Genomic DNA, 24,320 nt, shown 5'->3' with positions numbered 1-24,320 from the left:
TGATAAAAAAGAGCTTGAATAGTTTCAAGCTCTTTTTTATCAACTCTCCTCAATATCATCCAATTGAGTCTTATAACATTCATCACACTCTGGCCTCGTAGGAAGAATCCCTCTTTCATCAGGTAATAAAACCCTCAAAACTTCTCGATCCATCTCTACGAAAGACTTCATAATAATGGGATATCCTTCAATAATATTCGTATACTCAATCCCTTGTTCAAACTTTTTTCCGCTCTTTATTTCTTCTATTATGGTACAAAAAACACTATGCGCGACTTCAGGATCCATATTTAATGCTATTTGTAAATCTTGATGATTAAAGTTATCTCTTAGACCATGCGTATGATAATTAGCATGGATGCCATCAATATCTTCTGCTAATATGCTATGCATGTACCATCCATACTCTTGTAGCATATTTTCTTCCCATTCATCTGCATCCTCTTCTAAATCTTCATCAAACAAATTCGGATCATAAATCTCCAGCAATTAAAAATCTCCAACCAGGTGGTAACCCTAAATACTTCTTTATTTCAGGTGCCCATTCATCAATATGTTGAACGTGTAAAGGAAGAAAGAAATCTTCTTCTTTCCCCATTTCTTCACCAGCCCAAATGTACCAACCTGTCGTTCCATTTTCTATAGGCATTCGTAACCCATTAATCGGAGCGATACCATCTTTCACATTTTGCGCTATTCCTAATTTCAAGTCATTCGGAGATTCTACATACTCCGCTTTATATTTATCACATATACTTCTCTGTTCTTTTATGTATTTTTCCATCCTTTTAGCACACTCCCCAATTTTTGAAAGATAGATTTCTTTGCCGAAGCACTCTCTAACTTCCATACCCCACACGGATTATAAAATGGATCCTCTTGTTCATAACGTTTATCTATATAATGAGATAAACGATACACTGGAGCATCTTCTGTGAAACTAATTGTATCTCCATCTTTCAAATTAGGTTTTTCCAATATATTATGTAGGTTAAAATCATTCAATAAATCTACAGCTACTTCCGGATCTATCCCTCCGTCTAAAACAACGTCTGGTAGATTAAATGCTTGCATTCCACATGAATAATAACCGTCTTCTTCATCTCCAACTAAAGTTACAAGGTGCGAATACATCGGAAAGATTTCCTTATCCTCTGCAAGCTCTTGCCATTCTTCTTTCGAATAAGCTACACCTGCTGTTTCAACTTTTAAAGCAAGTCCACCTGCATTTAAAAGTTCCATTCCTACATCAATTACTTCTTGTAATCTCTCTGTATCGTCAACTTTTGCAATAACATACACTGTATAAGTATGCTTCTCCAACTCCTGAAGCAATTCTTCATCAAAACGCTCCCCACCTGCATAGAAGAAAGCCTCTCTCAAAGAAGGGTCTTGTTCATATATATCAATTTCAAAGCCAATCTCTTTCTCCTTATGGTGCATCACATTTCCCGCTAATATATAGTTACTTTTACTCACAACTTCTTGTATTAATTCTGTTCTAGATTTCCATAAACCAGGTACTCCAATAACGATTTGTGTCTCCATCATATGCACTCCAATTCTCATCTATTTTCAATCTATTCTTTCAATCTTCCAAACTAAATTAGCTGGGATATCTTTCTCTAAAAAGGTTAACATCCATACAGTTTTTCCTTTATCGTTCATCAACAGTACTTTATGGTTTAACTTCCAAGCCACTTCACTAACATGATGAAATATCTTTGTTAATAGGCCTTAATCAATTTCAAGCCAACCCATTCCCATAGAAAGAAATAACACTCCATTTAAATACCATTTTCATGCACACCTCATTTTAACTAAAAAAAGCGAAAGAGAACATAATTTTCACTATGCTCTCTTTCGCTTTTTCAAAAACTGTATACCTTATTTTCATTTACTAACAATCCTGAAATAAGAACGAACTGTTAAGCAATAATAACCAATATAAATAACACTATACACCCCGATGCTAATTAGTAACGGAACTGCAATTTCATACGGAATAACTGTCGCTAATCCTTTGAGCGCAAATAAAGTGTGTAATATACCAACTACTAAAGGAATAAAGAAGATAAATCTCATTTGCTTCGCAATGGCTTTTTTCATTTCTTTTTTCGTGACACCGAGTTTTCGAAGAACGATGTAACGTTCACGATCTGCATGTGCTTCTGTTAATTGTTTGAAATAAATAATAGAGCCTGTTGCAAGTAAAAATACAAGTCCTAAGAATATACCACTAAACATCATTAACCCTGACGTTTCAATACCGCTGCGGAATATTGTATAGAAGTCACTGAATTGCTCTCTTCCTTCTGCATCTTCTTCCGATATTACTTTCTTTAATTTCTCCGTTAACACTTTACTATTTCTTTCGTCTTTCACATCAATATTTTTCACAGTATGAGAGCCAATTGTCTTCTTTGCTTGCTCATACACTTCATCCGGAACGACAACTAGAAGTTCATATAAGTTTGTAATGTTTTTTGCTTGTACATCTTTCACTTGTACTGGTGCTACTTCTTCAATTGGGAATGTAGCTTTTCGATTTTTATATACGCCACTATCTCTCTTACCTTCACTGTACATGCCATCAAATGCATACAATTCGTTCTTCTTTAAATCTAAAGTTTCTTCATTTAAATATTTTGCGATTGTATTAAATGATGATTGTGCGATAAGTTCTGTTGTTCTTGATTGTAATGAAGTGCCATCACCGTATTCTCCTACTACTTTTACCGTCTCTAATTCATATTGATGAATGACTTCATTCTGTCCTTCTTTTAAAATCTCATTTACTTTACGATCTAATTCCATATCTTTCTTTTCATAAGAATAACTAACTGGATGATATTTCTTCGCCTGCATATATGTGTTGTAATACATCGTTACAGAAGTTCCAACCGCCGTTAACGTTACTGCGCTTAATACGGCAATTGTTGCTAACGATTTTGCATTTCCTTTAATGCGGTATAGTAACTGAGACGTCGTAACCATTTTCATTCCGTTATAAAATGCGGATTTTTTATTTCGCACTCTTTTTAATACAAAAACGGTAAAGAACATAAATAATAAATACGTTCCAAGTACTGTCGCTAATAAAATGTAAAGTGCAAGGGGCATAAAGTTATCACCGCTCACATTTTTAATAGCCGTTACTGACAAGAAATAACCTGATCCAATTAATAATAAAGAAATGAAAGCCATTATTTTCGAACCTTTTGGCATGACTTCGCCTTCGTTATCTGCACGGAATAGCTCGATTAACTTAAATTGATAAATAACGCGGTATCCTTTAAACGATGTGTATAAAATGATGAGACAAAAAATAACTGTTGTATCTATAACCGCTCCAACTGGTACTTCAAAATGAACATTTACATGTAGCTCTAACATATTTAAAAGTAGCTTTAGGAATCCTTTTGAAAGTAAACTACCAATTACAATTCCGATTACTAATGATAATAAACCCATTAACATATTTTCATAAAACAGCATTTTACCTATTTCTTTTTTTCGAATACCGAGTAAAGAATAAAGACCTATTTCTTTCTTACGCTTTCGTGTAAAGAAACCATTCGAATATATAATAAATATTGCAACGAAAATAATGAGCATTACGCTCGCAAGCTGGAATCCTCGTCCAATGTTATCTCCAGCTTCACTTATTTGTGAATTGTATTGCAACGCCTTAAACGTAAAATAAATGACGATGCTAAAAATCATGGAAGCAAAGTATATAAAATAATCTTTAAAATTTCGTTTTATATTACGAAGGGCAATGCTAGATAAGCTCATTTGCCGCACCCCCAGAGATTGAAGACATCATATCAATAATTTGTTGGAAGAACTGTTTTCTTGTCATCTCTTTGCGATGTAATTCTTTATATAACTTTCCATCTTTAATAAATACAACTCGTTTACAATAACTTGCCGCAAACGCATCATGCGTTACCATTAAAATCGTTACAAGATCTTTTTCATTTAATGTCTTCATACTTTCTAATAAATCCGTCGCTGACTTCGAATCAAGCGCACCAGTTGGCTCATCTCCAAAAATCATACTTGGATTTGTTACAATCGCTCTTGATGCCGCGCAGCGTTGTTTTTGTCCGCCTGAAGCTTCATACGGATACTGATTTAAAATATGATCTATCCCAAACTTCTTTGCAATCTCCTCAACGCGAGATTCTACTTCTCTCGCCTTCACCTTTGATAAAGCAAGTGGCAATGCAATATTTTCTCGCACTGTTAACGTATCTAATAAGTTATAATCTTGAAAAATAAATCCTAAATGATTACGGCGAAAAAGTGCCAATTCATCATCATTCATCTTCACAATATCTTTTCCATCAATTAAAATCTCACCTTTTGAAGCCGTATCAATAGTAGAAAGAACATTCAAAAGTGTCGTCTTACCAGAACCAGACGGTCCCATAATACCGACAAACTCTCCTTCTTTCACTTTCAGTTGAATATCTTTCAACGCTTCAAACGTATTCCCGCCTGTATCATATATTTTCGAAATCCCTTTCGCTTCTAACATTGTTTTCATCTATTTGTACCTCCTGTTATAATTCGTGATGTTCTCTTTAAGCAACAGAATTCAGTATAGATACATTTTCTTAACAAATAGTAATGGGGTTTCTTAATATTTTCTTAAAAAGAAAAATCCAAAATCATAAGAATTGATTTTGGATTTAATATAGTTAAAATATTAAATTACATTTCGAACAAAAAGGAGCCGAATTCCCTTTTCTAATTTTCGCATCACATTTTGGGCAATATACATATCGCTCTTCTATCATTTGTCGCTCTATCATATGTAAGGATACTATTCTCATACTGCACATAATCCCAATTAATATAAGGCTAACAATGAGTAGCATACCTCTCGCCCTCCCCCTTTATCATTTTACCATAAAATAACAAACCCGATTCTCTCATCTAGAACCGGGTTTATACTTACAATCCTAACTTCACCTTCGCGCCATCAGGAATTATTTCTTCTTCTATTTGTACCTTATCGTGCACAGACTTTCCTCTCGTAATTACATGCCAATAGGAACCTTTTTGCAATGTATCCACTCCATCAATTGTTATCTCTTTTTTCGTTTCCATCCTTATCATATGTGTTCACTGTGTATGCACGGCCTTTATTTCCACCTAAATCTTTTCCATCGTTATCAATTACCGCATAACGATATTCTAATTTAAGAAACGGATTCATGGAATCTACTGTAGCACTCCCATTTAACAAATATGCCGCTCCTGCTATGATGACAAGTAATGATCCTAAAATAAATCTTTTCATCTATATTCCGCCTTTCATTATGTTTTTCTATAAGACCTTTCTAAGTATAGAGAGCATTTCTTAATAAAAACTCGTGCGGTTTCTTAACTTTTTCTTAATGTCACAGGGCTTTGCATCAGCACTTCGATAAATAAAGCCATATTAATAATAAAAGGAGGCTGCCGCCTCCTTTATTTACTCATCACTGTATTTCTTTTTTGTCTGTAAAAATAAAACACACTCACAATCAATGCAATACTCCCGCCAAAATACAAACCATACTCTATCGCAGCTGCTACAATCCTTTCAATATGTTGTCCAAATAAAGAACCGAGCACAAAATAAACGAGTGTCCAAACAAATCCTGTCGTATAGGAATACAAAGCATATATCCGAAATGACATGTTATTCATCCCAACTAAATACGGTACGATATGTCTTACAACTGGTATGAAATAGCTTGTAACTAACGCGTACTGTCCGTATTTATCAACCATTTCTTGTGATTTCATCAAATACTTCGCTTTTTTCTTTTTCATTAATTTATGGAGTACCTTCGTTCCAAAAACCTTCCCTAATATATATCCTAAAGAAAGCCCTGATACAACACCTAAATATGTTAATACGAATGAAGGAAAAACACTTAATATACCTACTGAAGATACGAAACCACCACTCATAACAATCATTTCATCTGGAATTGGCATACCGATAATCCCTAACCATAAACAGAAAAATAAAGCCCAATAACCGTATTGTTCAATATAAGATAATAATTCATGTAATTCCATTATGCATATGCTCTCCTTAGTTCTTTTTTGCAACTAAAGACGTAGGCTGGCGGGAAATTGAGCCATACTTTTTCTAGTGTAATTTCAGGGAAGAAATGCTGTATAAACCCTTTTTTCACAAGTGAATATTGAAATGTAATGAACTCACCATTCTCATGTATCGCTTCCATCGCATTATTTAAAATGCGCTTTGAAACTTCTTCTGGTAAAGAAGTGAAAGGCAACCCTGATAAAACGTAATCAATGCATTCTATATTGAGCTCCTCCATATACTTCTTTATATTTTCAGCTGAACCGTGTACAACAATGACATTCTGCTCATCTTTAAACTTTCTTTTTAATTCTTTGAAAAATACTTCATTAATTTCAATAAGAAGAAATATCGTTTCCTTCTTTTTTCTCTTCATAATCTCTTTCGTAAAAACCCCTGTGCCAGGCCCTAACTCTACAATACATTTCGCTTTATTAAAATCAATTACATCGACCATTTTCTTTGCTAATATTTTTGAACTTGGCGCAATTGCACCAGTATGTTTTGGATGCTTTATAAATTCATGTAAAAATGTAATGAGCTGCATGTAAACCTCTCCTCATTCGTTCGATAGTTTTTAACTTGTGTCTAAGTATAACTATCGTTTCTTAATAAAAATTGAGGAAGTTTCTTAAGATTTTATGAAGAATAAAAAAAACAGCTATCGCGTGTAGCGATAGCTGCCCCTTATTACTTCGCACTCACGATCTTATAATAAGAACGAACCGTTAAGAAGTAATATCCAATATAGATGACACCGTATACTCCAATACTAATGAGAAGCGGAATCATAATTTCAAATGGTAATATGTTCCCTAAACCTTTTAATGCAAACAAGCTGTGCAGGATTCCGATTACTAACGGAATCGCAAAGATAAAGCTTACTTGTTTTGCAATAGCTTTTTTCATTTCTTGTTTTGTGACCCCTATTTTGTGAAGTACAACATAACGCTCACGATCAGCATTTGCTTCTGTTAATTGTTTAAAGTAAATGATAGAACCTGTTGCTAGTAAGAATACAAGTCCTAAGAACATTCCGATGAACATCATTAATCCTGTTCCTTCAAGCCCCATATGGAAACCAGTGTAGAAATCTCTAAATGATGGCACCATTTCTGATTCACCAGCTGGCATCACTTTTGTTAATTTTTCTGTTAACACTTTACTATCTTTTTCATCTTTTACATCAATATTTTTTACAACGCGTGTTCCAAATGCTTGCTTCGCTTGTTCATACATTTCATCTGAAACGACAACAACTAATTCACCTAAATTTGTAATCGCAATGTCATTTGCACCTTGGATTTTTAATTGCTTCGTTTCGTTTCCAATTTGGAATACTGCTTTGTTTCCTTTATATTGTGGACTAAACTCATGCCCTTCCATATACGAACTATCATATATAAATGCTTCATCAGCAGCTACATTCACTGTTTCTGCGTCAATTTTCTTAGCAAGTTTATTGAATTCCGACTGAGACATTAACTGATATTTCTCTGAAATCGTGTAATTCATATTCAGAATGAACTCAACTTTGTCTCCTTCAAACTTCCCTTTTACAGGAACTGTCTCAATTTCAAATTGATCTTTGATCGGGTGATCTTTCTTCTCTTCTGCAAAAATTGTATTTACTTTCTTATCAAGCGCTGCATCTTTTTTCTCGTAAGAATAACTGTATGGCATAGCTGCTTTTGATTGCGTAAATGTGTTGTAATACATCGTAACAGACGTACCAACCGCCGTTAATGTTACCGCGCTTAAAATAGAAATTGTCGCAAGTGATTTTGCATTTCCTTTAATACGATATAGTAGCTGTGACGTCGTTACCATATTCATACCGTTATAAAACGATGATTTATTCGTTCTTGCACGTTTCAATACGAATACTGTAAAGAACATAAATAGTAAGTACGTACCTAATACTGTCGCTAGTAAAATATAAAGTGCAACTGCCATAAAGTCTGCATATTTAACTGCCTTCATGAACATTAATGCTAAGAAATAACCTGAACCGATTAAGACAACTGAAATTAATGCCATAATGACAGACCCTTTTGGCATTGTTTCTCCTTCACGTTCTGCGCGGAAAAGTTCAATTAACTTAAAGCGATAAATTAAACGATATCCTTGAAGTGATGTATATAAAATAATCACAAAGAAAATAATTGCTGTATCAATAATAGCAGCCATCGGTACTTCAAAATGAACATTTAAATTTAATCCCATCATATTTACTAATAACTCAAGGAATAATTTCGAAAGGACACTACCAATCGCAATCCCGATTACTAATGACATTAATCCCATTAACATATTTTCATAAAAGAGCATTTTACCAATTTGTCTTTTACGAATACCTAATAACGAATATAAGCCAACTTCTTTTTTACGTTTACGTGTAAAGAATCCGTTCGAATATATAATGAACACTGCTACGAAAATGATAAGCATCACACTGGAAACTTGGAACGCTCCGCTAATCTTTTTAGAAGCTTCTGCTGCTTTTTCCATTTGTGAATTATATTGCAGTGCTTTAAATGTAAAATAAATAACGATACTAAAAATCATAGATGCGAAATATACAAAGTAGTCTTTAAAGTTCCGCTGTATGTTGCGGAGGGCAATGCTAGATAAGGTCATCAGCCATACCTCCAGAAATAGAAGACATTACGTCAACAATTTTTTGGAAGAACTGTTTACGCGTTGATTCACCACGGTGCAATTCTTTATATAGTTCACCATCTTTAATGAAAATAACTCGTTTACAATAACTTGCTGCAAATGCATCATGCGTTACCATTAAAATTGTTGAGTTATCATATTCATTTAATGACTTCATACTTTCAAGTAAATCTGTTGCAGATTTAGAATCAAGCGCTCCAGTTGGCTCGTCTCCGAAAATCATACTTGGATTCGTAACGATTGCACGTGATGCTGCGCAGCGCTGCTTCTGTCCACCAGATACTTGATATGGGAACTGACTTAAAATATGATCAATACCAAATTTCTTTGAGATTTCAAGAACGCGGCGATCAATCTCACTCGCTTTCACCTTTGATAACGCAAGTGGTAAAGCAATATTCTCTTTCACTGTTAACGTATCTAATAAGTTATAATCTTGGAAAATGAAGCCTAAATGATCGCGGCGGAATAACGCTAACTTATCATCATTCATTTTCACAATATCTTTTCCATCAATTAAAATTTCACCGTTCGTCGCATTATCAATTGTAGAAAGAACATTTAGTAAAGTCGTCTTACCAGAACCAGAAGGTCCCATAATTCCAACGAACTCACCTTCTTTTACTTGTAAGTTAATACCTTTTAACGCTGCAAATTTATTACCACCCGTGTCATATACTTTTTCAATATTTTTTGCTTCTAATACTGTTTTCATCTCGACATCCCTCATTTCTTCTATTCTCTATTTTCAACTATATACACTCTCTACTCTTACCACTATCGATGTTTCTTACACAAACATGACAGTTATGTAAGGCACATAAGTAAAGAAATCAAAAAGTTAACGTAATGAATTAAAGTACTTTGTTACTATAACATTGGGATATCATACCATCCATTCATTCTCCTTACAGGAACATTACAATTTTGTAAGGTAAAAAATGCACCTACAAAGTTGTGCACGAAATGTCGGATGGAGCTATTTCGTTCCTGCTATTCTATGTACAGAGGAGGTCATAATATGGATTCACTTAAAAATATGAATGCTGCAATGCAGTATATCGAAAACAACCTTACACATGAAATTGATTTTAAAGAAGTCGCAAAAATAGCTTACTGCTCCGAATATCATTTCAAGAGAATGTTTTCTTTTTTAGCTGGCATATCACTATCAGAATATATTCGCTGTAGACGTCTTACTCTCGCTGCCTTTGAACTAAAAAACAGCAATGTAAAAGTCATTGATATCGCTATAAAATATGGATACAACTCACCAGATTCATTCGCTCGTGCATTTCAAAACTTGCACGGTATAACACCTTCAGAGGCCCGAAATAGTAGCCATTCTTTGAAGGCTTATTCACCAATGACCTTCCAATTATCCATTCAAGGAGGAAATGAAATGAACTATCGAATTGAAGAAAAAGAGCCATTTCGAATTATAGGTATTACAAAACGAGTACCAATCGTTTTTAACGGTGTAAATGAAGAAATTGCTTCTATGTGGAAAAGTTTAAACCCAGGGTCTATTCAAACATTAAAGTCCCTTTCGAACATTGAACCTACTGGAATTATTAGTGCTTCTACTAATTTTTCTGAAGGAAGAATGGAGGAAAAAGGAGAACTTGATCACTATATTGGAGTAGCCACAACAAAGGATTGTCCAGAGCAGTTTAAACAACTCGAAGTCGCAGCTTCAACATGGGCTATATTTGAAGCTGTCGGTCTATTTCCTGATGCATTACAAAATGTGTGGGGGCGTATTTATTCTGAATGGTTCCCTTCTTCGAACTATGAACTAGCGGAAGGACCGGAAATATTGTGGAATGAACAGAAAGATATATCTTCTCCAAACTTTAAAAGTGAAATTTGGATACCGGTTTTGAAGAAGTGATTAAAAAAACAAAGCTGCTCTTCCCTAAAAGGAAAAGCAGCTTTATTTACATTTTCAACTCTTCTTTATAAATACTATATGACTTTATTGTTGATACGATAATACATATTAATATGATTCCAATCCCCATAAAAATATTAAATGGATCTGGAAGCAAAGCCCCGGCATATATACAAAGTGAACCTATTACAAATACCCTCGAAGCAAATCTATGTGTTTTTCTCCAAACTACAGGATTTTCTAATGTCCAGTCCATTCGAATGCCTACTAACCCGTTCGGCTTCGTTTGTTGCATGTAATTACCTAGTACAAGAAACAATGTTCCAAGTCCAAAATTAAATGCAATTGAGCCCGATGCAATATAATTAGACGCTGCTAATAGTGCAAATATGTTACATCCAAATCCGATAAAGAGAATGGCATAATTAATCGCTGAAAGAACTTTGGATTGCTGTGTAGACTTATCTTTTATGAATCCAAAAACTAGCCATATCATATAGAGCACTACCATACTACCTATCGAGAATGAACTTGCTTCTATTTTAGAAAAATATCCATCTACTACTCCTGCTGCATTATAATGGCGTGGAATTTGTTCTGGTAAATATGGCCATACAATATACCATCCAATTGCAATGCCAATAATTAAACTCCATGGTACTACGTGTCTTTTCATCCTCTCTCCCCCATAATTTTTTATTAGGCCCCTATTTCTTTTTTATAAGCAATATATGAATATCCCATCGTTAATCCTACTGCACCAATCATAATTCCAACCATTACGAAAGATTTCCACGCCACTGGTGCAAAAACACTTAAAATCATAATGATCCCCAATGCAACAAACACCTTTCCGCTAAAACGGTGCGTTTTTCTCCACACTTCTTCGTTACTTAATGTCCACGGTGTTTTTATACCTACAAAGTAGTTTGGTTTACATTGTGGTAAATAGTTTCCGATGACTATAAATAAAATACCCACTAATAATTCCGGCACGCGATTAATGAATAAATTGTATCCTAATCCACTTGTAATAATATCTATATTCCCTACAAATAGTAGCAGTAGTATCCCGTTATTCATCATCATAAAAGCTTTAGAAAACTTCTCGTAGTTCGCTTTCTTTGGATCAATCTTTGGTAACACGTTTAGAAAAATATATAAAACAATCATAATTCCAACCATAGAAAGCATTCCATACAATTTAGAAGAATATCCATCTACTTTACCGCCGCTCCAATGCGTTGCAATTGTATCCGGTAAATGTGGCCAAGCAAACGCCCAAGCTAAACAAGTTATAACAATTAATAAGATTGCAAAAAGATGCTTTTTCATTTCCCCTCTTCCCCCTTATTCGTAAATGTAAACACCCAAGTCAATAAATCTTGAAAGACCGTTGTGTTTAAAGAGTACATAACGAATTGCCCTTTCTTTTCATCTTGAATAAGTTCAGCATTTTTAAGTGCATTTAAGTGGTGTGAAATACTTGGTTTTGTCATATTGAAATGTTCAGCAATCTCACCAGCGGTTAGATCGCCTTCTTTTAATAAGTCTAAAATTTTTCTCCTTGTTGGATCTGCTAATGCTTTGAATGCTTGATTCAATGTCTTTCTTCCTTTCGATAATTAGACATTTAGATATTTATCTAAATATTAAACCAATTACCGTTATTTGTCAATTTCATCCAGCGCCCTTTTTACTTTTCTCACTTTTAACCTATACTGTTTACTAGCTTATCTTTCAACATAATGAAAAGACTTGAAACACATGATACACTATAGCTACAATTGTTTTTTTGAGGAGGAATATACATATGTATAAAATTTTAATCGTTGAAGACGATCCAAATATTTCATCATTACTGCAATCTCACATTCAGAAGTACGGTTATGAGGCTGTGGTAGCGGAGAATTTCGATGATATTATGGAATCGTTTAACGCAGTGAAACCACATCTTGTTTTACTTGATGTAAACTTACCGAAATTCGATGGTTTCTACTGGTGCCGTCAAATTCGTCATGAATCTACTTGTCCAATTATTTTCATTTCAGCGCGTGCTGGTGAGATGGAACAAATTATGGCAATTGAAAGCGGTGCGGATGATTACATTACAAAGCCATTCCACTACGACGTTGTAATGGCAAAAATTAAAGGACAATTACGCCGTATTTACGGTGATTATGCACCAAATATTTCTGAACGTATCGTTGAAGTAGAAGGTTTAAAACTATTCCCTGAACGTCCAGAAATTCATTTTGGATCTGAACAAGTTCTTTTAACGAAGAAAGAGGCAATTTTAGCAGAAATGTTATTATCTAAATTCCCTCGTACAGCGAGCCGTGAAGATTTATTAGCTGCGCTTTGGGATGACGAAAGTTTCGTTGAGGAAAATACATTAAACGTAAACATTACACGTCTTCGTAAAAAGTTTAATGAGCTTGGCATTGAAAACTCTATTGAAACAGTACGTGGACTTGGATATCGCTTTAACGCAACTTGGAGTGAATAAGCATGAAGCTATTTTTACGTGATCATTTTGCATTTTTTCTACTGTACGTATTAAACTTCGGTATCATTTTCGTTCTTTATGATGCAGTAGACGGATTTCAAAATAATAAATTTTACTTCGTCGTTTTAAGCCTATACTTATTTATTTGTTTCCTCGCTTATCGTTACGTTCGCAATCGTAGAATGTACCATAGATTAAGTGAGCAACCAGAAAAAATGGAAGATGCGTTTATTGAAAGAGCAACTGCTCCGATGCCTCACGGTGTCAATGAACTCGTACGTACGCAGTACCGTTTATTCCAAAAAGAACTACAATCGTATGAAGTAAAACAACAAGAACATCAATTATTCATTAACCATTGGGTACATCAAATGAAGACACCTGTTTCTGTTATGCAGCTTATGGTGCTAGAAATGGAAGACGAGCATTTAATTCCAAAGTTTAAAAAAGAATTAGAGCGTCTAAACCAAGGACTTGATATGGCTTTATACATGGCTAGGTTAAATAACTTCCATGAAGATTTCCATGTCGAGACGATTTCATTAAAAGATACGGTAACAAAAAATATTAACGGATTAAAAGAACTATTCATTCGTAATGGTGTCTTCCCTGTTTTAGAAGTCCATTCTGATTTAAAAGTTGCTTCTGATGCGAAATGGCTAAAATTTATCATCTATCAGTTAATGACAAATGCTGTTCGTTACTCTGGGGAACGCGGAAAGAAGGTATTCTTATCTGCTTACCGAAACGGAAAAGATATTATTTTAGAAGTTCGCGATGAAGGTGTTGGTATTCCGCAAGAAGATATTCGAAGAGTATTTGAACCATTTTACACTGGGAAAAACGGTCGCGCATTCGGAGAATCTACTGGTATGGGCCTTTATATTGTAAGTAAAATTTGTGATTATTTAGGTCACTCTGTCAAACTAGATTCTGAAGTTGGTAAAAGAACGACGATTAAAATCATCTTCCACAACGCTGCAAATAATCAAGCAGAACATACGGAGAAGGTGACCGAAGCATGATCGTAACATATGCAAGCAAAATGTATGAGAACTCACTCTCATACATTTTTTGCAATACAACTGCTTCTATATCTTCTAGCCGGAGGTATAATCTATGACATTTTGGCAATTTGCATTTAAAAACGTCACGCGCAACTCAAGAGCTTATTTTGCTTACTTTGTAAGTAGCTCCTTTTCCATTGCTGTGTTCTTTTCGTTTGCTGTTTACTTATTCCATCCGAAATTACAAAACTTTGACATGACCTCTGAAATTTCAGGATTAATGATATTTTCAGAAGTAGTAATTGTATTTTTCTCTTTCTTCTTTTTACTATATTCCATTGGTACTTTTTTAAAAGTTAGAAAAAAACAATTTGGTATTTTGACCATTTTAGGAATATCGAGAAAACAATTACATCGTCTTATTTTTATGGAGAATATGTTAATCGGGATTTTATCTATCTTTTTCGGCATGCAGTTTGGAGTTGTTTTTTCTCAATTTTTCTTATTAGTAACAGCCAAACTTACCCATGTTCCAGGAATATATTTATACGGGCCTACTAACGCGTTTATTTTAACAACCATTGTTTTCCTTAGTCTTTTTATCATTGTATCTGCATTCACACCAATGCTTATTCGTACAAAAAAAGCAGTACACCTTTTAAAAACAAATGGTGGAAAACAAAAAGAAAGAAAACCATCCATACTTGTTTCATTATTTGGTGCGATTTGTTTATTTGGTGGTTATGCGTTAGCTGGAAATCCTAAATATTTCGTATCAGTAAGCCCGCAAATCGGTGTTATATATATGGTTTCAAGTATTTTCGTTATCCCAACGCTTGTTACAATTGGAACATATTTCTTCTTTTCACAAATTAGTTTCTTACTTATTTATATTTTAAAGAAAAGAAGGAAGTTTTATATGAAACGGATTAATATGCTTTGGATTTCGGATTTAGCGAGCCGTATTCGAACGAATATTAATATGCTGTTTATTGTAGCGATGCTATCTACAATTGCTTTCACAATGATTACGTTTCTATATGGATTCGGGAAATTTATTAAGCTAGAGGTGAATAGAACTTCTCCTTTTCCAATTTCTTATTTTTCTTATGATGCGAACCCTTTTGTTACAGAGCATTTAAATTGGCTTGAGCAACAATTACACAAAGAGCATTTCCCCTATCAAAAAATAAAAGCTGATATATATGAAACACCACTAAAAGAAGATAAAGATATAGCTATTTATAATGACGTATACGCAATTAAGCAAAGTGACTATAACAAACTTGCAGATTCTTTACGAATGAAACAACTATTTATGGATGATAACGAAGCATATGTGCTAACAGGGACATCTTATAACACCATATTCAACGAATTTGAGCAAAGCTACAAAAGAGATTACATTACACTCTCTAGTACAAATACGAAATTACGAGTGAAAGGCTATGAGCATGTGAATGCAATTCCATCTGGCTTTTCATATCAAACGATAGTTTTGCCTGATGTTATCGTAAATAACTTACCTAGCACCGTAAAGCATATATCAGCATACAATTACAAAATTCAAAACTGGGAACAGACATATGAAATTGCTGATAATTTTATAGAAAAAGTGCAAAAAGATCGAAATAAATCCCAGTATGAAGGACCTCTTATTCGTTCCTTTGAATCAGCAGGATCGTTATACAAAATAACATCAGGCAGTGCTGCATTTTTCCTAATTGGGACATTTTTAGGAGTTATTTTCTTCATTGGAGCTGGTAGCGTTCTTTACTTTAGAATGTATACGGATTTGACGAACGAACAAGAGAAATATATAACGATTTCTAAAATCGGTGTAACAGATACAGAGATGAAACGATCTGCAACCATTCAACTTAGTATTTTATTTTTCATTCCGTACATTATGGCATCCATTCATACAATGTTTGCAACAAAAATGCTACAAGATGTAATTGGTTTATCTCTGTTCAAAGAGGTTTCAGCCGTTCTTATTATTTTTGGATTCGTTGAAATCGTATTTTTCATATTCATTCGTTCACTTTATATGCAAAAATTATCACAATACACGAGTGGACAAAATATTTAAAACAAACTTGATGAAAAGAGTATTTCTTATGCTCTTCTCATCTTCACCCTATCAGGAGGTTCAGGTGAATGACATTTTGGCAGTTTGCATTTAAAAACGTGACGCGGAACGCCAGAGCTTATTTCGCCTATTTTGTAAGCAGTGCGTTCTCCATCGCAATCTTTTTCTCATTTGCAGTTTATTTATTTCATCCTAAATTGCATATGACAGACGTGAATTATTCTCTGAACATATTAATGACAATTTCAGAAGTTGTCATTGTGTTCTTTTCATTTTTCTTTTTACTGTATTCAATCGGGACCTTTTTAAAAGTACGAAAAAAACAGTTCGGGATTTTAACAGTACTTGGCATATCTCAAAAACAATTAAAGCGACTCATATTTATAGAAAATATGTTAATTGGTGCTCTTTCTATATTTTTTGGCATTCAACTTGGAGTTGTCTTTTCACAGTTCTTTTTATTAGTTACCGCCAAAATTACACACGTACCTGGTTTATATTTATATCCGCCTACAAGTGCTATCGTTTTAACTATCATCATCTTTCTTGGGCTCTTCATTCTCGTATCATCTTTTACACCGATGCTCATTCGTACGAGAAAAGCCGTACGTCTTTTAAAAGAAGGAACACAACAAAAAGAAAGAAAAGCATCCGTGCTCATCTCTCTATTTGGTGCGACGTGTTTAATATGTGGATATGCGTTAGCCGCAAATCCGTTGTATTTTATGTCGCTAGGTGACATCATTGGGCTTTTATACGCCGTCTCTAGTATATTTGTCATCCCATCGCTTATTGCAGCTGGAACATACTTTTTCTTTTCACAAATTAGTTTTTTACTTATTCGTATTTTAAAAACGCGAAGAACGTTTTATATGAAACGAATTAATATGCTTTGGATTTCGGATTTAGCAGCGCGCATTCGGACAAACATTAACATGCTCTTTATTGTAGCGATGCTATCAACACTCGCTTTTACAATGATTACATTCTTATACGGTTTTGGGAAATTTACAAAGTTTGATGCAATTAGACAAAACCCTTTCCCGTTTACGTATTTATCGCATACTGAAAATACATTAGCTGATGAACATTTAAACTGGTTAGAGCAGAAATTTAATGAAGGGCACTTTACTTATACAAAATTTAAAACGGATATATATGAGGTATCTTCAGCTGAAGATAACACGCAGCTCTATTACGCAATTAAACAAAGTGACTATAATGTACTTGCTAAAGCATTAAATTTGGAAAAACTCACGGTAAATAAGAATGAATCTTATATTCTTATGAAAGACTTAGATGATCAAGTTATTGGAACACTTCACAATGAAGAAAAGAAAAATACTCTTACACTTACTCAAAACAATTTACAACTACAAGTGAAAGAATATAAAAGTTATAGCCCATTCCCAAACAGCTTAATATACCAATTACTCATACTATCTGATGAAAATGTAGAAGCCTTATCCACAGTTTCCAAACAAATGAGTGTATATAACTTCAAAGTTACAGATTGGGAAAAAGCACATAATATCGGTTCATCGTTTATAACAAAAATCCATAACGATAATGTAGCAATTCAAGCAGAGCACCCACCTTTCCATGCAAGTGAAGCGAGCGATTCTCTATATAAGAAAAAACTAAATGTTGCCTCATTCTTCTTAATTGGTACTTTCTTAGGTGTTATTTTCTTTATCGGTGCTGGTAGTGTTCTTTACTTCCGAATGTATACAGATTTAACAAATGAGCAAGAAAAATATATAACGATTACGAAAATTGGCTTAACTGAGACTGAAATGAAACGTTCAGCGACAATTCAGCTTGCGATTCTTTTCTTCGTGCCTTACATTATGGCATCAATCCATACGATGTTTGCGACAAAGATGCTACAAGAAATATTACATCTCTCGTTCTTTGCTGAAATTACAGTCGTACTTATGATTTTTGGAACAGTTGAAATTTTATTTTTCCTTTTAATTCGTTCCTTTTATATGCAAAAATTATCACAACACATTAAGTTTTAAAAAGTAGAAAGGTGATTACTATGGAAGAAGTATTACACATAAAAAACGTCTCAAAAGTATATGAGGGAAAAGTCCCTCATACTGCTTTAAAAAATATAAATTTACACGTGGATAAAGGTGAATTCGTTGCCATTATGGGACCATCTGGTAGCGGGAAATCTACATTTTTAAACGTTATCTCTACAATCGATTCTCCGACTTCTGGTGATGTCGTGATTAACGGAAAAAAACCGCACACATTTCGTAGAGAGAAGTTAGCTATTTTCCGCCGCCAAGAGTTAGGATTTGTTTTCCAAAACTTTAACCTACTAGATACACTAACAATCGGTGAAAATATCGTACTACCTTTAACATTAGATAATGTTCCATTAAAAGAAATGGATGAAAAGCTTGATAACATTTCAAAAAAGCTTGGAATTGATCATATTTTGGACAAGCGTATTTTTGAAGTTTCCGGGGGACAAGCACAGCGTACCGCAGTAGCACGTGCTGTCATTCATCATCCTTCACTTCTACTTGCCGATGAACCGACAGGAAACTTAGATTCAAAAGCGGCAATTGACGTAATGGAGCTATTTACGAAATTAAATAAAGAAGAAGATGCAACGATTTTAATGGTTACGCACGATCCGTTTGCAGCAAGTTATTGTAACCGTGTTATTTTCATTAAAGATGGAGAGCTTTACAATGAACTACACCGCGGATTGTACCGTGAGAAATTTTATCAAGAAATATTAGATGTTTTAGCATTATTAGGAGGAAGACGTGGATGACATTTTGGCAATTCGCATTTAAAAATGTCTCACGTAATTCGAAAGCATATTTCGCCTACTTTGTAAGTAGTGCGTTTTCTATCATGGTTTTCTTTTCATTTACTGTATACGCGTATCACCCGCGGTTACAAAGTGTACAAAGTTTCCAAGAACGTGATCCTCTAATGAACTTAGCTAGTACAGCACAGCTTGTGATTGTTATGTTCTCGTTCTTCTTTCTCTTATATTCAATTGGAACATTTTTAAATGTACGGAAGCACCAATTCGGGATACTCACCATTCTCGGTATCTCACAGAGACAATTAAAGAGACTGTTATTTACTGAAAATATGATAATCGGGATATTGTCTATCTTTATCGGCATTCAAGGTGGACTTGTATTTTCTAACTTTTTCTTATTAGTCACTTCGAAATTAACAAACGCGAAAGGTCTCTATTTATATTGGCCAACAGAAGCGATTATCGTTACAACCGTAACGTTTATTATCTTATTTTTAATCGTTTCTACATTTACACCAATGTTTATTCGTACTCGAAAAACAACGAAGCTTATTAAGGGCGTTAACAAAGAGAAGAGCGAAAAAAAACCATCTATACTGATTTCACTATTTGCTTTAACTTGTTTAGGACTATGCTATTATATTGCTGGTTATCCGCAAGGCTACATAACGGAAAAAAATGCACAAAATGGATCTGTATTCTTAATTATGCTATCTATTTTACCGCTTGTAGTAGTTGGGACGTATTTATTTTTTTCACAAACATTTCTTCTCTTTATCTATATTTTAAAGAAACGAAGAAAGTTTTATTTAAAACAAATAAATATGTTATGGATTTCAGATTTAGTTTCTCGTACACGCAGTAATATTAATGTACTCTTTATTGTTTCTATGCTATCTGCACTTGCATTTACAATTATTATCGGGTTATTTGCTGCAAACAATAATACGAAAGCACCCATACTAGAACGATATCCAATACCATTCACCTATACATCAGAAGGTGTTAATGCATTTGAACAAAAGCATATTACTACGATTGAAACTGAACTTACAAATGCTAATTTTCAATATGACAAATATAAGTTTACCGTTTTAAAAGATACAGCTTCAAAAGAATCAATTGCCATTATGAAAATGAGTGATTATAACGCAATAGCACAGCAATTAAACAGACCAAAAATCACTCTCGATTCTTCACAAGTTTATAATATTTCTCGCTATTCACCAGTGTTATTAAATCTCGTGTCTAACCCATTTGCGAAGCAGAACACGATTACACTCGGCTCTAATAAAAAGGAATTTCAAATTAAAGGTTTTATTAATAGAGGAATTGAGCCTCCCTTTGCATTACCTCACTTAATTGTGATGCAAGATGAAGTAATTGAAAATATGATTCCTCATATTGAAACAATTACAGTCTATAACTACTTCGTGGAAAATTGGGAAAATGCAATTGTCCCAACAAAAAATATATTAAAAAGCTTAAATCATGATGCAGAAACCTTGTATGAAGCACATAAAAATGAAGAAGATTTCATTAAACCATTTTATATTTATACAGCTACGGATGAACTCGTTCATAGTAAAGGAAATGCAGTCGCTCAATTCTTTATTTGGGCATTTCTCGGCTTTATTTTCTTTATCGGAGCAGCTAGTGTTTTATATTTCCGTATGTATAATGACTTAACAACTGAAAGACAAAAGTATATTACGATTACAAAGCTTGGCTTAACTGAATCAGAAATGTTTCGCTCTGCAACGATTCAATTAGGAATTTTATTTTTCGTTCCTTATGTCGTTGCTGGTGTTCACACATTATTTGCAGTTAAGTTTTTACAAAGCATGTTTTCTTTCTCCTTATTAAAAGAGACATGTATCGTACTCACCTTTTTCGGGATTATCGAGATCATTTTCTTCTTCTTAATCCGTTCTCTTTACATTAATAAATTATCACAGCATATAAAAATATGAATAAAATAGCCTTGTGCAATATGCACAAGGCTATTTTCAATAGTTTTTAATAATTAGCAGCAATATCCGCCGTAGCCGCCAGCATAACCGCCGTAACCACCATAACCACAACCGCCGCCTCCGCCGAAGCAGCTAGCACCGATGATAATTAATAAAATAAACAATACGATTAGAAGCGCAAAACCGCCTCCGCAACCATGTCTGCGGTTACAATCATCATGTCTGTGTTCACACTTTTCGCTCATTACCCTATTCCTCCTTTAGTATCATTCATAACAAGTTCACCTTGCTCTAAATGAGGGGATTCCATTTATATTATGTTTTCAGGGCGAATAAGAAGCTTGGCTTACCTAAAAACGGGCTTGTTTTAGGAATTGGGCTTTATTAAAAAGCGAATGAGCCTTATCCAGATGTAAGCATAAAACATTTGACATACTCTTAATTTCTTACTAATATTTAATTGAACGACCAATCAATTTTTTGATTATACATTCAAATCATATAAATTAGGAGTTGAATAGCGTGACTGATTCTTTTATTGCAGAGGCTAGGCGTGAACAAATTATTCTTGCATGTATTGATACATTAGAAGAGGTTGGATATAACAACTTAAGCTTAACGAAGGTAGCAAAAAAGGCTAAGATTAGTACCGGACTTATTTCTTATCATTTTAATGATAAGCTTTACCTTATGAATCGCACATTACAATTTTTAGTTGCCAAGCAACATGAATTTATTAGTAATCGAGTGCTATTAGCTCAATCTGAAATAAATAAACTAGAGGCTTTTATTGAAGCGCATTTGGCTTATCAAGAAACTCATTACAAAAATAATATTGCCTTAATTGAGATTGTCTTTAATGCAAGAAATGAAGAGAACGTTCCTTATTACAGAATCGAAGACGACGAAGAGGAGGATGCTCTTAGAACGATGTTATTAGATATTTTGAAGACTGGTCAACAAAATGGCGTGTTTTCCGATTCTTTCCAAACCGACACATTAGCTTCATTTATTTTAGGAGCAATCGAAGAAAGAATGCTGAAGGCAAATTCATCTATATCCATAGAAAATTACTCAGATGAGCTCATAAAAATGGTGAAGAAACTCACTGTTTAAAACATGCCTTGATTAAAAAAATATATATGAAAGGATGAACTACACATGAAAAAGGCATCTGTCATTGGATTAGGTTTTTTAGAAAAATTACTTGCTATAGTAAGCCCAATCCTTTTAGGAATTATTGGATATTTTTCACCTAAATTAATAGAGATTATAAAAAAGATTCCTCTCTTTTCTGATTCAAAAATTATAGAACTTTTAAATTTTATTAATCCCTTCTGGCTTCCTATTATCCTCATGCTAATTGGTGTTATTGCAGGAATTTTATTTTCTTTAATTATTTATAGTGAAGCTTTAAAAATGAACATTACTTCGGAAAGCATTCACGTGAATAAGGACGATCAAAAGAAACAAATCACCAGATTAAATGTAAAAGCCGTTTTTGTAGATAAGCGTCAAGTGGTTATCATTGATCAAGAAGACCGCGAATGGTTACGTGAAACATCTGACATTACCCCAAGCAAAATTAAAGATACTTTCTTAATGCACGGCTTCCCCTGGGTGGAACAAGATCCTTATAAACATGAGTATAGCTTATGGAAATTAGAGGATGAGCGATTTAATAAAAGCATAAATACTATTTTGTATGAAAGACGCAATGCCCTTCGAGAAGGAAACTCTAAAAAAAAGAAGCATTTACGCAAAGATTTGAATGAGCTAGGAGTCTTTGTCGAAGACGATGGAGAAGATCAGTATGTCCGTTCCATTAAGTAATAGAAAGCACAAAAAACGAATAAAACCTACAGAGAAATTACATTTCCTCTGTAGGTTTTATTCGTTTAAATCTGATCTCCTCTCCTAAAGAAACATATTCAACACAAGCGCAAAACCAAATGCAATAAATGATAACAATGTCTCGAGTACCGTCCACGTTTTAAATGTTTCCTTCACCGTCAAACCTAAATACTCTTTTACAAGCCAGAACCCTGCATCATTTACGTGAGAAAACATTAATGATCCTGCACCGGTTGCAATAACAAGCAACTCTAAATTCACACCAGACATGTGCTGAATAACTGGTGAAACAATCCCTGCTGCTGTCGTTAATGCTACTGTCGCTGAACCTGTTGCAATTCGAATTAATCCAGCTACCATGAAAGCTAATACAATTGGTGATAACGATATATGTTCTGCCATTTGCGCAATGGCCGTTCCAACGCCACTTTCAATTAATATTTGTTTAAATCCACCGCCTGCACCGATAATTAAAATAATGGAACCGACCGGTAATAAACTTTCGTCTGTTAATTTTTTAATCATCTTTTTATTAATTCCTTGTTTGATACCAAGTAAATAAAATGCTGCGAAACATGAAATAAGTAAGGCGATTACTGGACTTCCTATGAAAACAAAAAATTCAGTCAACTTTTTCGATAATGAAATATATGGTGCAACGACCGATAAAATCATCAATACAACTGGTAATAAAATAATAAAGAATGAAACTTTACGACTCGGTAAATCAGTTGATACAGTCGTAACTCGAATAAGCTCTGGTTCATTTTCAGGTATAACCCTTTTATGTACCCACTTTGCAAATATTGGTCCTGCGATAATGGCTGTTGGTAACGCGATAATTAATGAATATAAAAGTACCTTTCCTAAGTTCGCGTTATAAATACCGATTGCTGTCATCGCCCCTGGATGTGGTGGCACGAGCCCGTGAACAATAGATAATCCTGCAATGACAGGTAACGCAATTAATAATATATTTTGCTTCGTCGTTTTTCGAATGGAAATTACAAGTGGTAATAAAATAACGATCCCCACTTCAAAAAATACTGGAATCCCTATAACAAATCCTGCAAATAACATAGCCCACGGTAGTTTCTTTACACCGAAAAATCGAATAAAGAAATCTGCCACTTGCATGCCGGCCCCTGAATCGGACATCATTTTCCCTAAAATTGTTCCGAGAGCTAAAATACCAACTAAATGCCCTAGTACACTACCAACACCAGTTTCATAGGCAGTCACTATTTTCGTTAAGTTCAGTCCAGACATGATAGCTAAAAACAAACTCGCAACTGTTAAACTAATAAATGCATGCCATTTCCACCATGATACCCCTAAAATAACAATCGCAATTGCAAGTAACGTGACGATTAATAAGTATATATCCATCTCCCATT

General features: G+C 34.1%; 22 protein-coding genes and 2 pseudogenes. 9 read left to right on the top strand and 15 right to left on the bottom strand.

Annotation, left to right across the window (positions count from 1 at the left end; genetic code table 11):
- Window positions 1-39: 39 nt before the first annotated feature.
- The 10 genes and pseudogenes from ACTFRM_RS13515 to ACTFRM_RS13470 all read right to left on the bottom strand — a co-directional run bounded on the left by ACTFRM_RS13515 (window position 40) and on the right by ACTFRM_RS13470 (window position 9,512).
- Window positions 40-784 (bottom strand): annotated as a pseudogene (locus ACTFRM_RS13515) (DUF4262 domain-containing protein).
- Window positions 769-1,548, bottom strand: coding sequence for a DUF4261 domain-containing protein (locus tag ACTFRM_RS13510; RefSeq protein WP_119684049.1), 780 nt, complete (start codon window positions 1,546-1,548; stop codon window positions 769-771). The pseudogene ACTFRM_RS13515 and the gene ACTFRM_RS13510 overlap by 16 nt, the downstream one beginning before the upstream one ends.
- 345 nt (window positions 1,549-1,893) lie before the next feature.
- Window positions 1,894-3,798 carry an ABC transporter permease gene (locus tag ACTFRM_RS13505; protein ID WP_000059440.1) on the bottom strand — a complete coding sequence of 635 codons (1,905 nt, stop codon included), beginning with the start codon at window positions 3,796-3,798 and terminating at the stop codon, window positions 1,894-1,896.
- Entirely contained in the window at window positions 3,785-4,555 is a 771-nt protein-coding gene (locus ACTFRM_RS13500; protein WP_255914348.1) for an ABC transporter ATP-binding protein, read from the bottom strand. The genes ACTFRM_RS13505 and ACTFRM_RS13500 overlap by 14 nt, the downstream gene beginning before the upstream one ends.
- Before the next feature lie 154 nt (window positions 4,556-4,709).
- Window positions 4,710-4,889 (bottom strand): hypothetical protein, encoded by a 180-nt coding sequence (locus ACTFRM_RS13495; RefSeq protein WP_000924676.1) that lies wholly within the window; start codon window positions 4,887-4,889, stop codon window positions 4,710-4,712.
- A gap of 76 nt (window positions 4,890-4,965) precedes the next feature.
- Window positions 4,966-5,314, bottom strand: a pseudogene (locus ACTFRM_RS13490) (YxeA family protein).
- Between the two features lie 170 nt (window positions 5,315-5,484).
- A complete protein-coding gene (locus tag ACTFRM_RS13485) occupies window positions 5,485-6,084 on the bottom strand; it encodes a DedA family protein (protein WP_000418935.1) in 600 nt (199 codons plus the stop codon).
- Window positions 6,084-6,662: a class I SAM-dependent methyltransferase gene (locus ACTFRM_RS13480; RefSeq protein ID WP_001176064.1), complete on the bottom strand. Its 579-nt coding sequence runs from the start codon at window positions 6,660-6,662 to the stop codon at window positions 6,084-6,086. The genes ACTFRM_RS13485 and ACTFRM_RS13480 overlap by 1 nt, the downstream gene beginning before the upstream one ends.
- A 143-nt stretch (window positions 6,663-6,805) precedes the next feature.
- Complete coding sequence (locus ACTFRM_RS13475; protein ID WP_000176164.1) at window positions 6,806-8,755, bottom strand: ABC transporter permease; 1,950 nt, start codon at window positions 8,753-8,755, stop codon at window positions 6,806-6,808.
- A complete protein-coding gene (locus tag ACTFRM_RS13470) occupies window positions 8,742-9,512 on the bottom strand; it encodes an ABC transporter ATP-binding protein (RefSeq protein WP_000859655.1) in 771 nt (256 codons plus the stop codon). Before ACTFRM_RS13470 ends, ACTFRM_RS13475 begins: the two co-directional genes overlap by 14 nt.
- A gap of 306 nt (window positions 9,513-9,818) precedes the next feature.
- On the opposite strand from ACTFRM_RS13470, the gene ACTFRM_RS13465 reads away from it, so the two are divergent.
- A complete protein-coding gene (locus tag ACTFRM_RS13465; protein ID WP_322372437.1) occupies window positions 9,819-10,691 on the top strand; it encodes an AraC family transcriptional regulator in 873 nt (290 codons plus the stop codon).
- A 46-nt stretch (window positions 10,692-10,737) separates the two neighbouring features.
- Here the strand turns inward: ACTFRM_RS13465 and ACTFRM_RS13460 are convergent, their stop codons facing one another.
- From ACTFRM_RS13460 to ACTFRM_RS13450, 3 genes are read right to left on the bottom strand one after another with little or no spacing between them, the layout of a single operon-like run.
- Window positions 10,738-11,367, bottom strand: a complete 630-nt coding sequence (locus ACTFRM_RS13460) for an SdpI family protein (protein WP_000820683.1) — start codon at window positions 11,365-11,367, stop codon at window positions 10,738-10,740.
- Window positions 11,368-11,390: 23 nt separating this feature from the next.
- Entirely contained in the window at window positions 11,391-12,026 is a 636-nt protein-coding gene (locus ACTFRM_RS13455) for an SdpI family protein (protein WP_322372439.1), read from the bottom strand.
- Window positions 12,023-12,295 (bottom strand): autorepressor SdpR family transcription factor, encoded by a 273-nt coding sequence (locus ACTFRM_RS13450; RefSeq protein WP_001070523.1) that lies wholly within the window; start codon window positions 12,293-12,295, stop codon window positions 12,023-12,025. Before ACTFRM_RS13450 ends, ACTFRM_RS13455 begins: the two co-directional genes overlap by 4 nt.
- 209 nt (window positions 12,296-12,504) lie before the next feature.
- On the opposite strand from ACTFRM_RS13450, the gene ACTFRM_RS13445 reads away from it, so the two are divergent.
- The 6 genes from ACTFRM_RS13445 to ACTFRM_RS13420 all read left to right on the top strand — a co-directional run bounded on the left by ACTFRM_RS13445 (window position 12,505) and on the right by ACTFRM_RS13420 (window position 21,069).
- Window positions 12,505-13,200, top strand: a complete 696-nt coding sequence (locus ACTFRM_RS13445) for a response regulator transcription factor (RefSeq protein WP_000276738.1) — start codon at window positions 12,505-12,507, stop codon at window positions 13,198-13,200.
- Between the two features lie 2 nt (window positions 13,201-13,202).
- Window positions 13,203-14,225, top strand: a complete 1,023-nt coding sequence (locus tag ACTFRM_RS13440; protein ID WP_440043401.1) for a sensor histidine kinase — start codon at window positions 13,203-13,205, stop codon at window positions 14,223-14,225.
- Between the two features lie 94 nt (window positions 14,226-14,319).
- Complete coding sequence (locus ACTFRM_RS13435) at window positions 14,320-16,299, top strand: ABC transporter permease (protein WP_086401990.1); 1,980 nt, start codon at window positions 14,320-14,322, stop codon at window positions 16,297-16,299.
- Between the two features lie 68 nt (window positions 16,300-16,367).
- A complete protein-coding gene (locus ACTFRM_RS13430; protein WP_086401991.1) occupies window positions 16,368-18,323 on the top strand; it encodes an ABC transporter permease in 1,956 nt (651 codons plus the stop codon).
- A gap of 20 nt (window positions 18,324-18,343) precedes the next feature.
- Entirely contained in the window at window positions 18,344-19,096 is a 753-nt protein-coding gene (locus ACTFRM_RS13425) for an ABC transporter ATP-binding protein (RefSeq protein WP_000393250.1), read from the top strand.
- Window positions 19,093-21,069, top strand: a complete 1,977-nt coding sequence (locus ACTFRM_RS13420; RefSeq protein WP_000144944.1) for an FtsX-like permease family protein — start codon at window positions 19,093-19,095, stop codon at window positions 21,067-21,069. The genes ACTFRM_RS13425 and ACTFRM_RS13420 overlap by 4 nt, the downstream gene beginning before the upstream one ends.
- A gap of 53 nt (window positions 21,070-21,122) precedes the next feature.
- Here ACTFRM_RS13420 and ACTFRM_RS13415 read toward each other — a convergent pair whose 3' ends face one another.
- Window positions 21,123-21,314 carry a YjcZ family sporulation protein gene (locus ACTFRM_RS13415; RefSeq protein ID WP_001290392.1) on the bottom strand — a complete coding sequence of 64 codons (192 nt, stop codon included), beginning with the start codon at window positions 21,312-21,314 and terminating at the stop codon, window positions 21,123-21,125.
- A 277-nt stretch (window positions 21,315-21,591) separates the two neighbouring features.
- On the opposite strand from ACTFRM_RS13415, the gene ACTFRM_RS13410 reads away from it, so the two are divergent.
- Together ACTFRM_RS13410 and ACTFRM_RS13405 are read left to right on the top strand one after the other, a co-directional pair.
- Window positions 21,592-22,185, top strand: coding sequence for a TetR/AcrR family transcriptional regulator (locus ACTFRM_RS13410; RefSeq protein ID WP_000132248.1), 594 nt, complete (start codon window positions 21,592-21,594; stop codon window positions 22,183-22,185).
- 45 nt (window positions 22,186-22,230) lie between these two features.
- On the top strand, window positions 22,231-22,902 hold the full coding sequence (locus ACTFRM_RS13405; RefSeq protein ID WP_440043400.1) for a YqeB family protein: 672 nt from the start codon (window positions 22,231-22,233) through the stop codon (window positions 22,900-22,902).
- A gap of 84 nt (window positions 22,903-22,986) precedes the next feature.
- On the opposite strand, the gene gntP is transcribed toward ACTFRM_RS13405, so the two are convergent.
- Entirely contained in the window at window positions 22,987-24,312 is a 1,326-nt protein-coding gene (gene gntP / locus ACTFRM_RS13400) for a gluconate permease GntP (RefSeq protein ID WP_440043398.1), read from the bottom strand.
- Window positions 24,313-24,320 lie beyond the last annotated feature (8 nt).

Source organism: Bacillus cereus group sp. MYBK227-1, assembly GCF_051916325.1.
In the GTDB taxonomy this organism is placed as follows: domain Bacteria; phylum Bacillota; class Bacilli; order Bacillales; family Bacillaceae_G; genus Bacillus_A; species Bacillus_A cereus.
This window is presented reverse-complemented; position numbering and strand designations above follow the sequence as displayed.

Bases quoted from the DNA above. Each gene is read 5' to 3' on its own strand.
- ACTFRM_RS13455 (WP_322372439.1), bottom strand. From the start codon at position 12,026: ATGAAAAAGCATCTTTTTGCAATCTTATTAATTGTTATAACTTGTTTA.
- ACTFRM_RS13475 (WP_000176164.1), bottom strand. From the start codon at position 8,755: ATGACCTTATCTAGCATTGCCCTCCGCAACATACAGCGGAACTTTAAA.
- ACTFRM_RS13510 (WP_119684049.1), bottom strand. From the start codon at position 1,548: ATGGAGACACAAATCGTTATTGGAGTACCTGGTTTATGGAAATCTAGA.
- ACTFRM_RS13445 (WP_000276738.1), top strand. From the start codon at position 12,505: ATGTATAAAATTTTAATCGTTGAAGACGATCCAAATATTTCATCATTA.
- ACTFRM_RS13405 (WP_440043400.1), top strand. From the start codon at position 22,231: ATGAAAAAGGCATCTGTCATTGGATTAGGTTTTTTAGAAAAATTACTT.
- ACTFRM_RS13500 (WP_255914348.1), bottom strand. From the start codon at position 4,555: ATGAAAACAATGTTAGAAGCGAAAGGGATTTCGAAAATATATGATACA.
- ACTFRM_RS13465 (WP_322372437.1), top strand. From the start codon at position 9,819: ATGGATTCACTTAAAAATATGAATGCTGCAATGCAGTATATCGAAAAC.
- ACTFRM_RS13415 (WP_001290392.1), bottom strand. From the start codon at position 21,314: ATGAGCGAAAAGTGTGAACACAGACATGATGATTGTAACCGCAGACAT.
- ACTFRM_RS13425 (WP_000393250.1), top strand. From the start codon at position 18,344: ATGGAAGAAGTATTACACATAAAAAACGTCTCAAAAGTATATGAGGGA.
- ACTFRM_RS13480 (WP_001176064.1), bottom strand. From the start codon at position 6,662: ATGCAGCTCATTACATTTTTACATGAATTTATAAAGCATCCAAAACAT.
- ACTFRM_RS13495 (WP_000924676.1), bottom strand. From the start codon at position 4,889: ATGCTACTCATTGTTAGCCTTATATTAATTGGGATTATGTGCAGTATG.
- ACTFRM_RS13420 (WP_000144944.1), top strand. From the start codon at position 19,093: ATGACATTTTGGCAATTCGCATTTAAAAATGTCTCACGTAATTCGAAA.
- ACTFRM_RS13430 (WP_086401991.1), top strand. From the start codon at position 16,368: ATGACATTTTGGCAGTTTGCATTTAAAAACGTGACGCGGAACGCCAGA.
- ACTFRM_RS13470 (WP_000859655.1), bottom strand. From the start codon at position 9,512: ATGAAAACAGTATTAGAAGCAAAAAATATTGAAAAAGTATATGACACG.
- ACTFRM_RS13435 (WP_086401990.1), top strand. From the start codon at position 14,320: ATGACATTTTGGCAATTTGCATTTAAAAACGTCACGCGCAACTCAAGA.
- ACTFRM_RS13440 (WP_440043401.1), top strand. From the start codon at position 13,203: ATGAAGCTATTTTTACGTGATCATTTTGCATTTTTTCTACTGTACGTA.
- ACTFRM_RS13505 (WP_000059440.1), bottom strand. From the start codon at position 3,798: ATGAGCTTATCTAGCATTGCCCTTCGTAATATAAAACGAAATTTTAAA.
- gntP (WP_440043398.1), bottom strand. From the start codon at position 24,312: ATGGATATATACTTATTAATCGTCACGTTACTTGCAATTGCGATTGTT.
- ACTFRM_RS13485 (WP_000418935.1), bottom strand. From the start codon at position 6,084: ATGGAATTACATGAATTATTATCTTATATTGAACAATACGGTTATTGG.
- ACTFRM_RS13460 (WP_000820683.1), bottom strand. From the start codon at position 11,367: ATGAAAAGACACGTAGTACCATGGAGTTTAATTATTGGCATTGCAATT.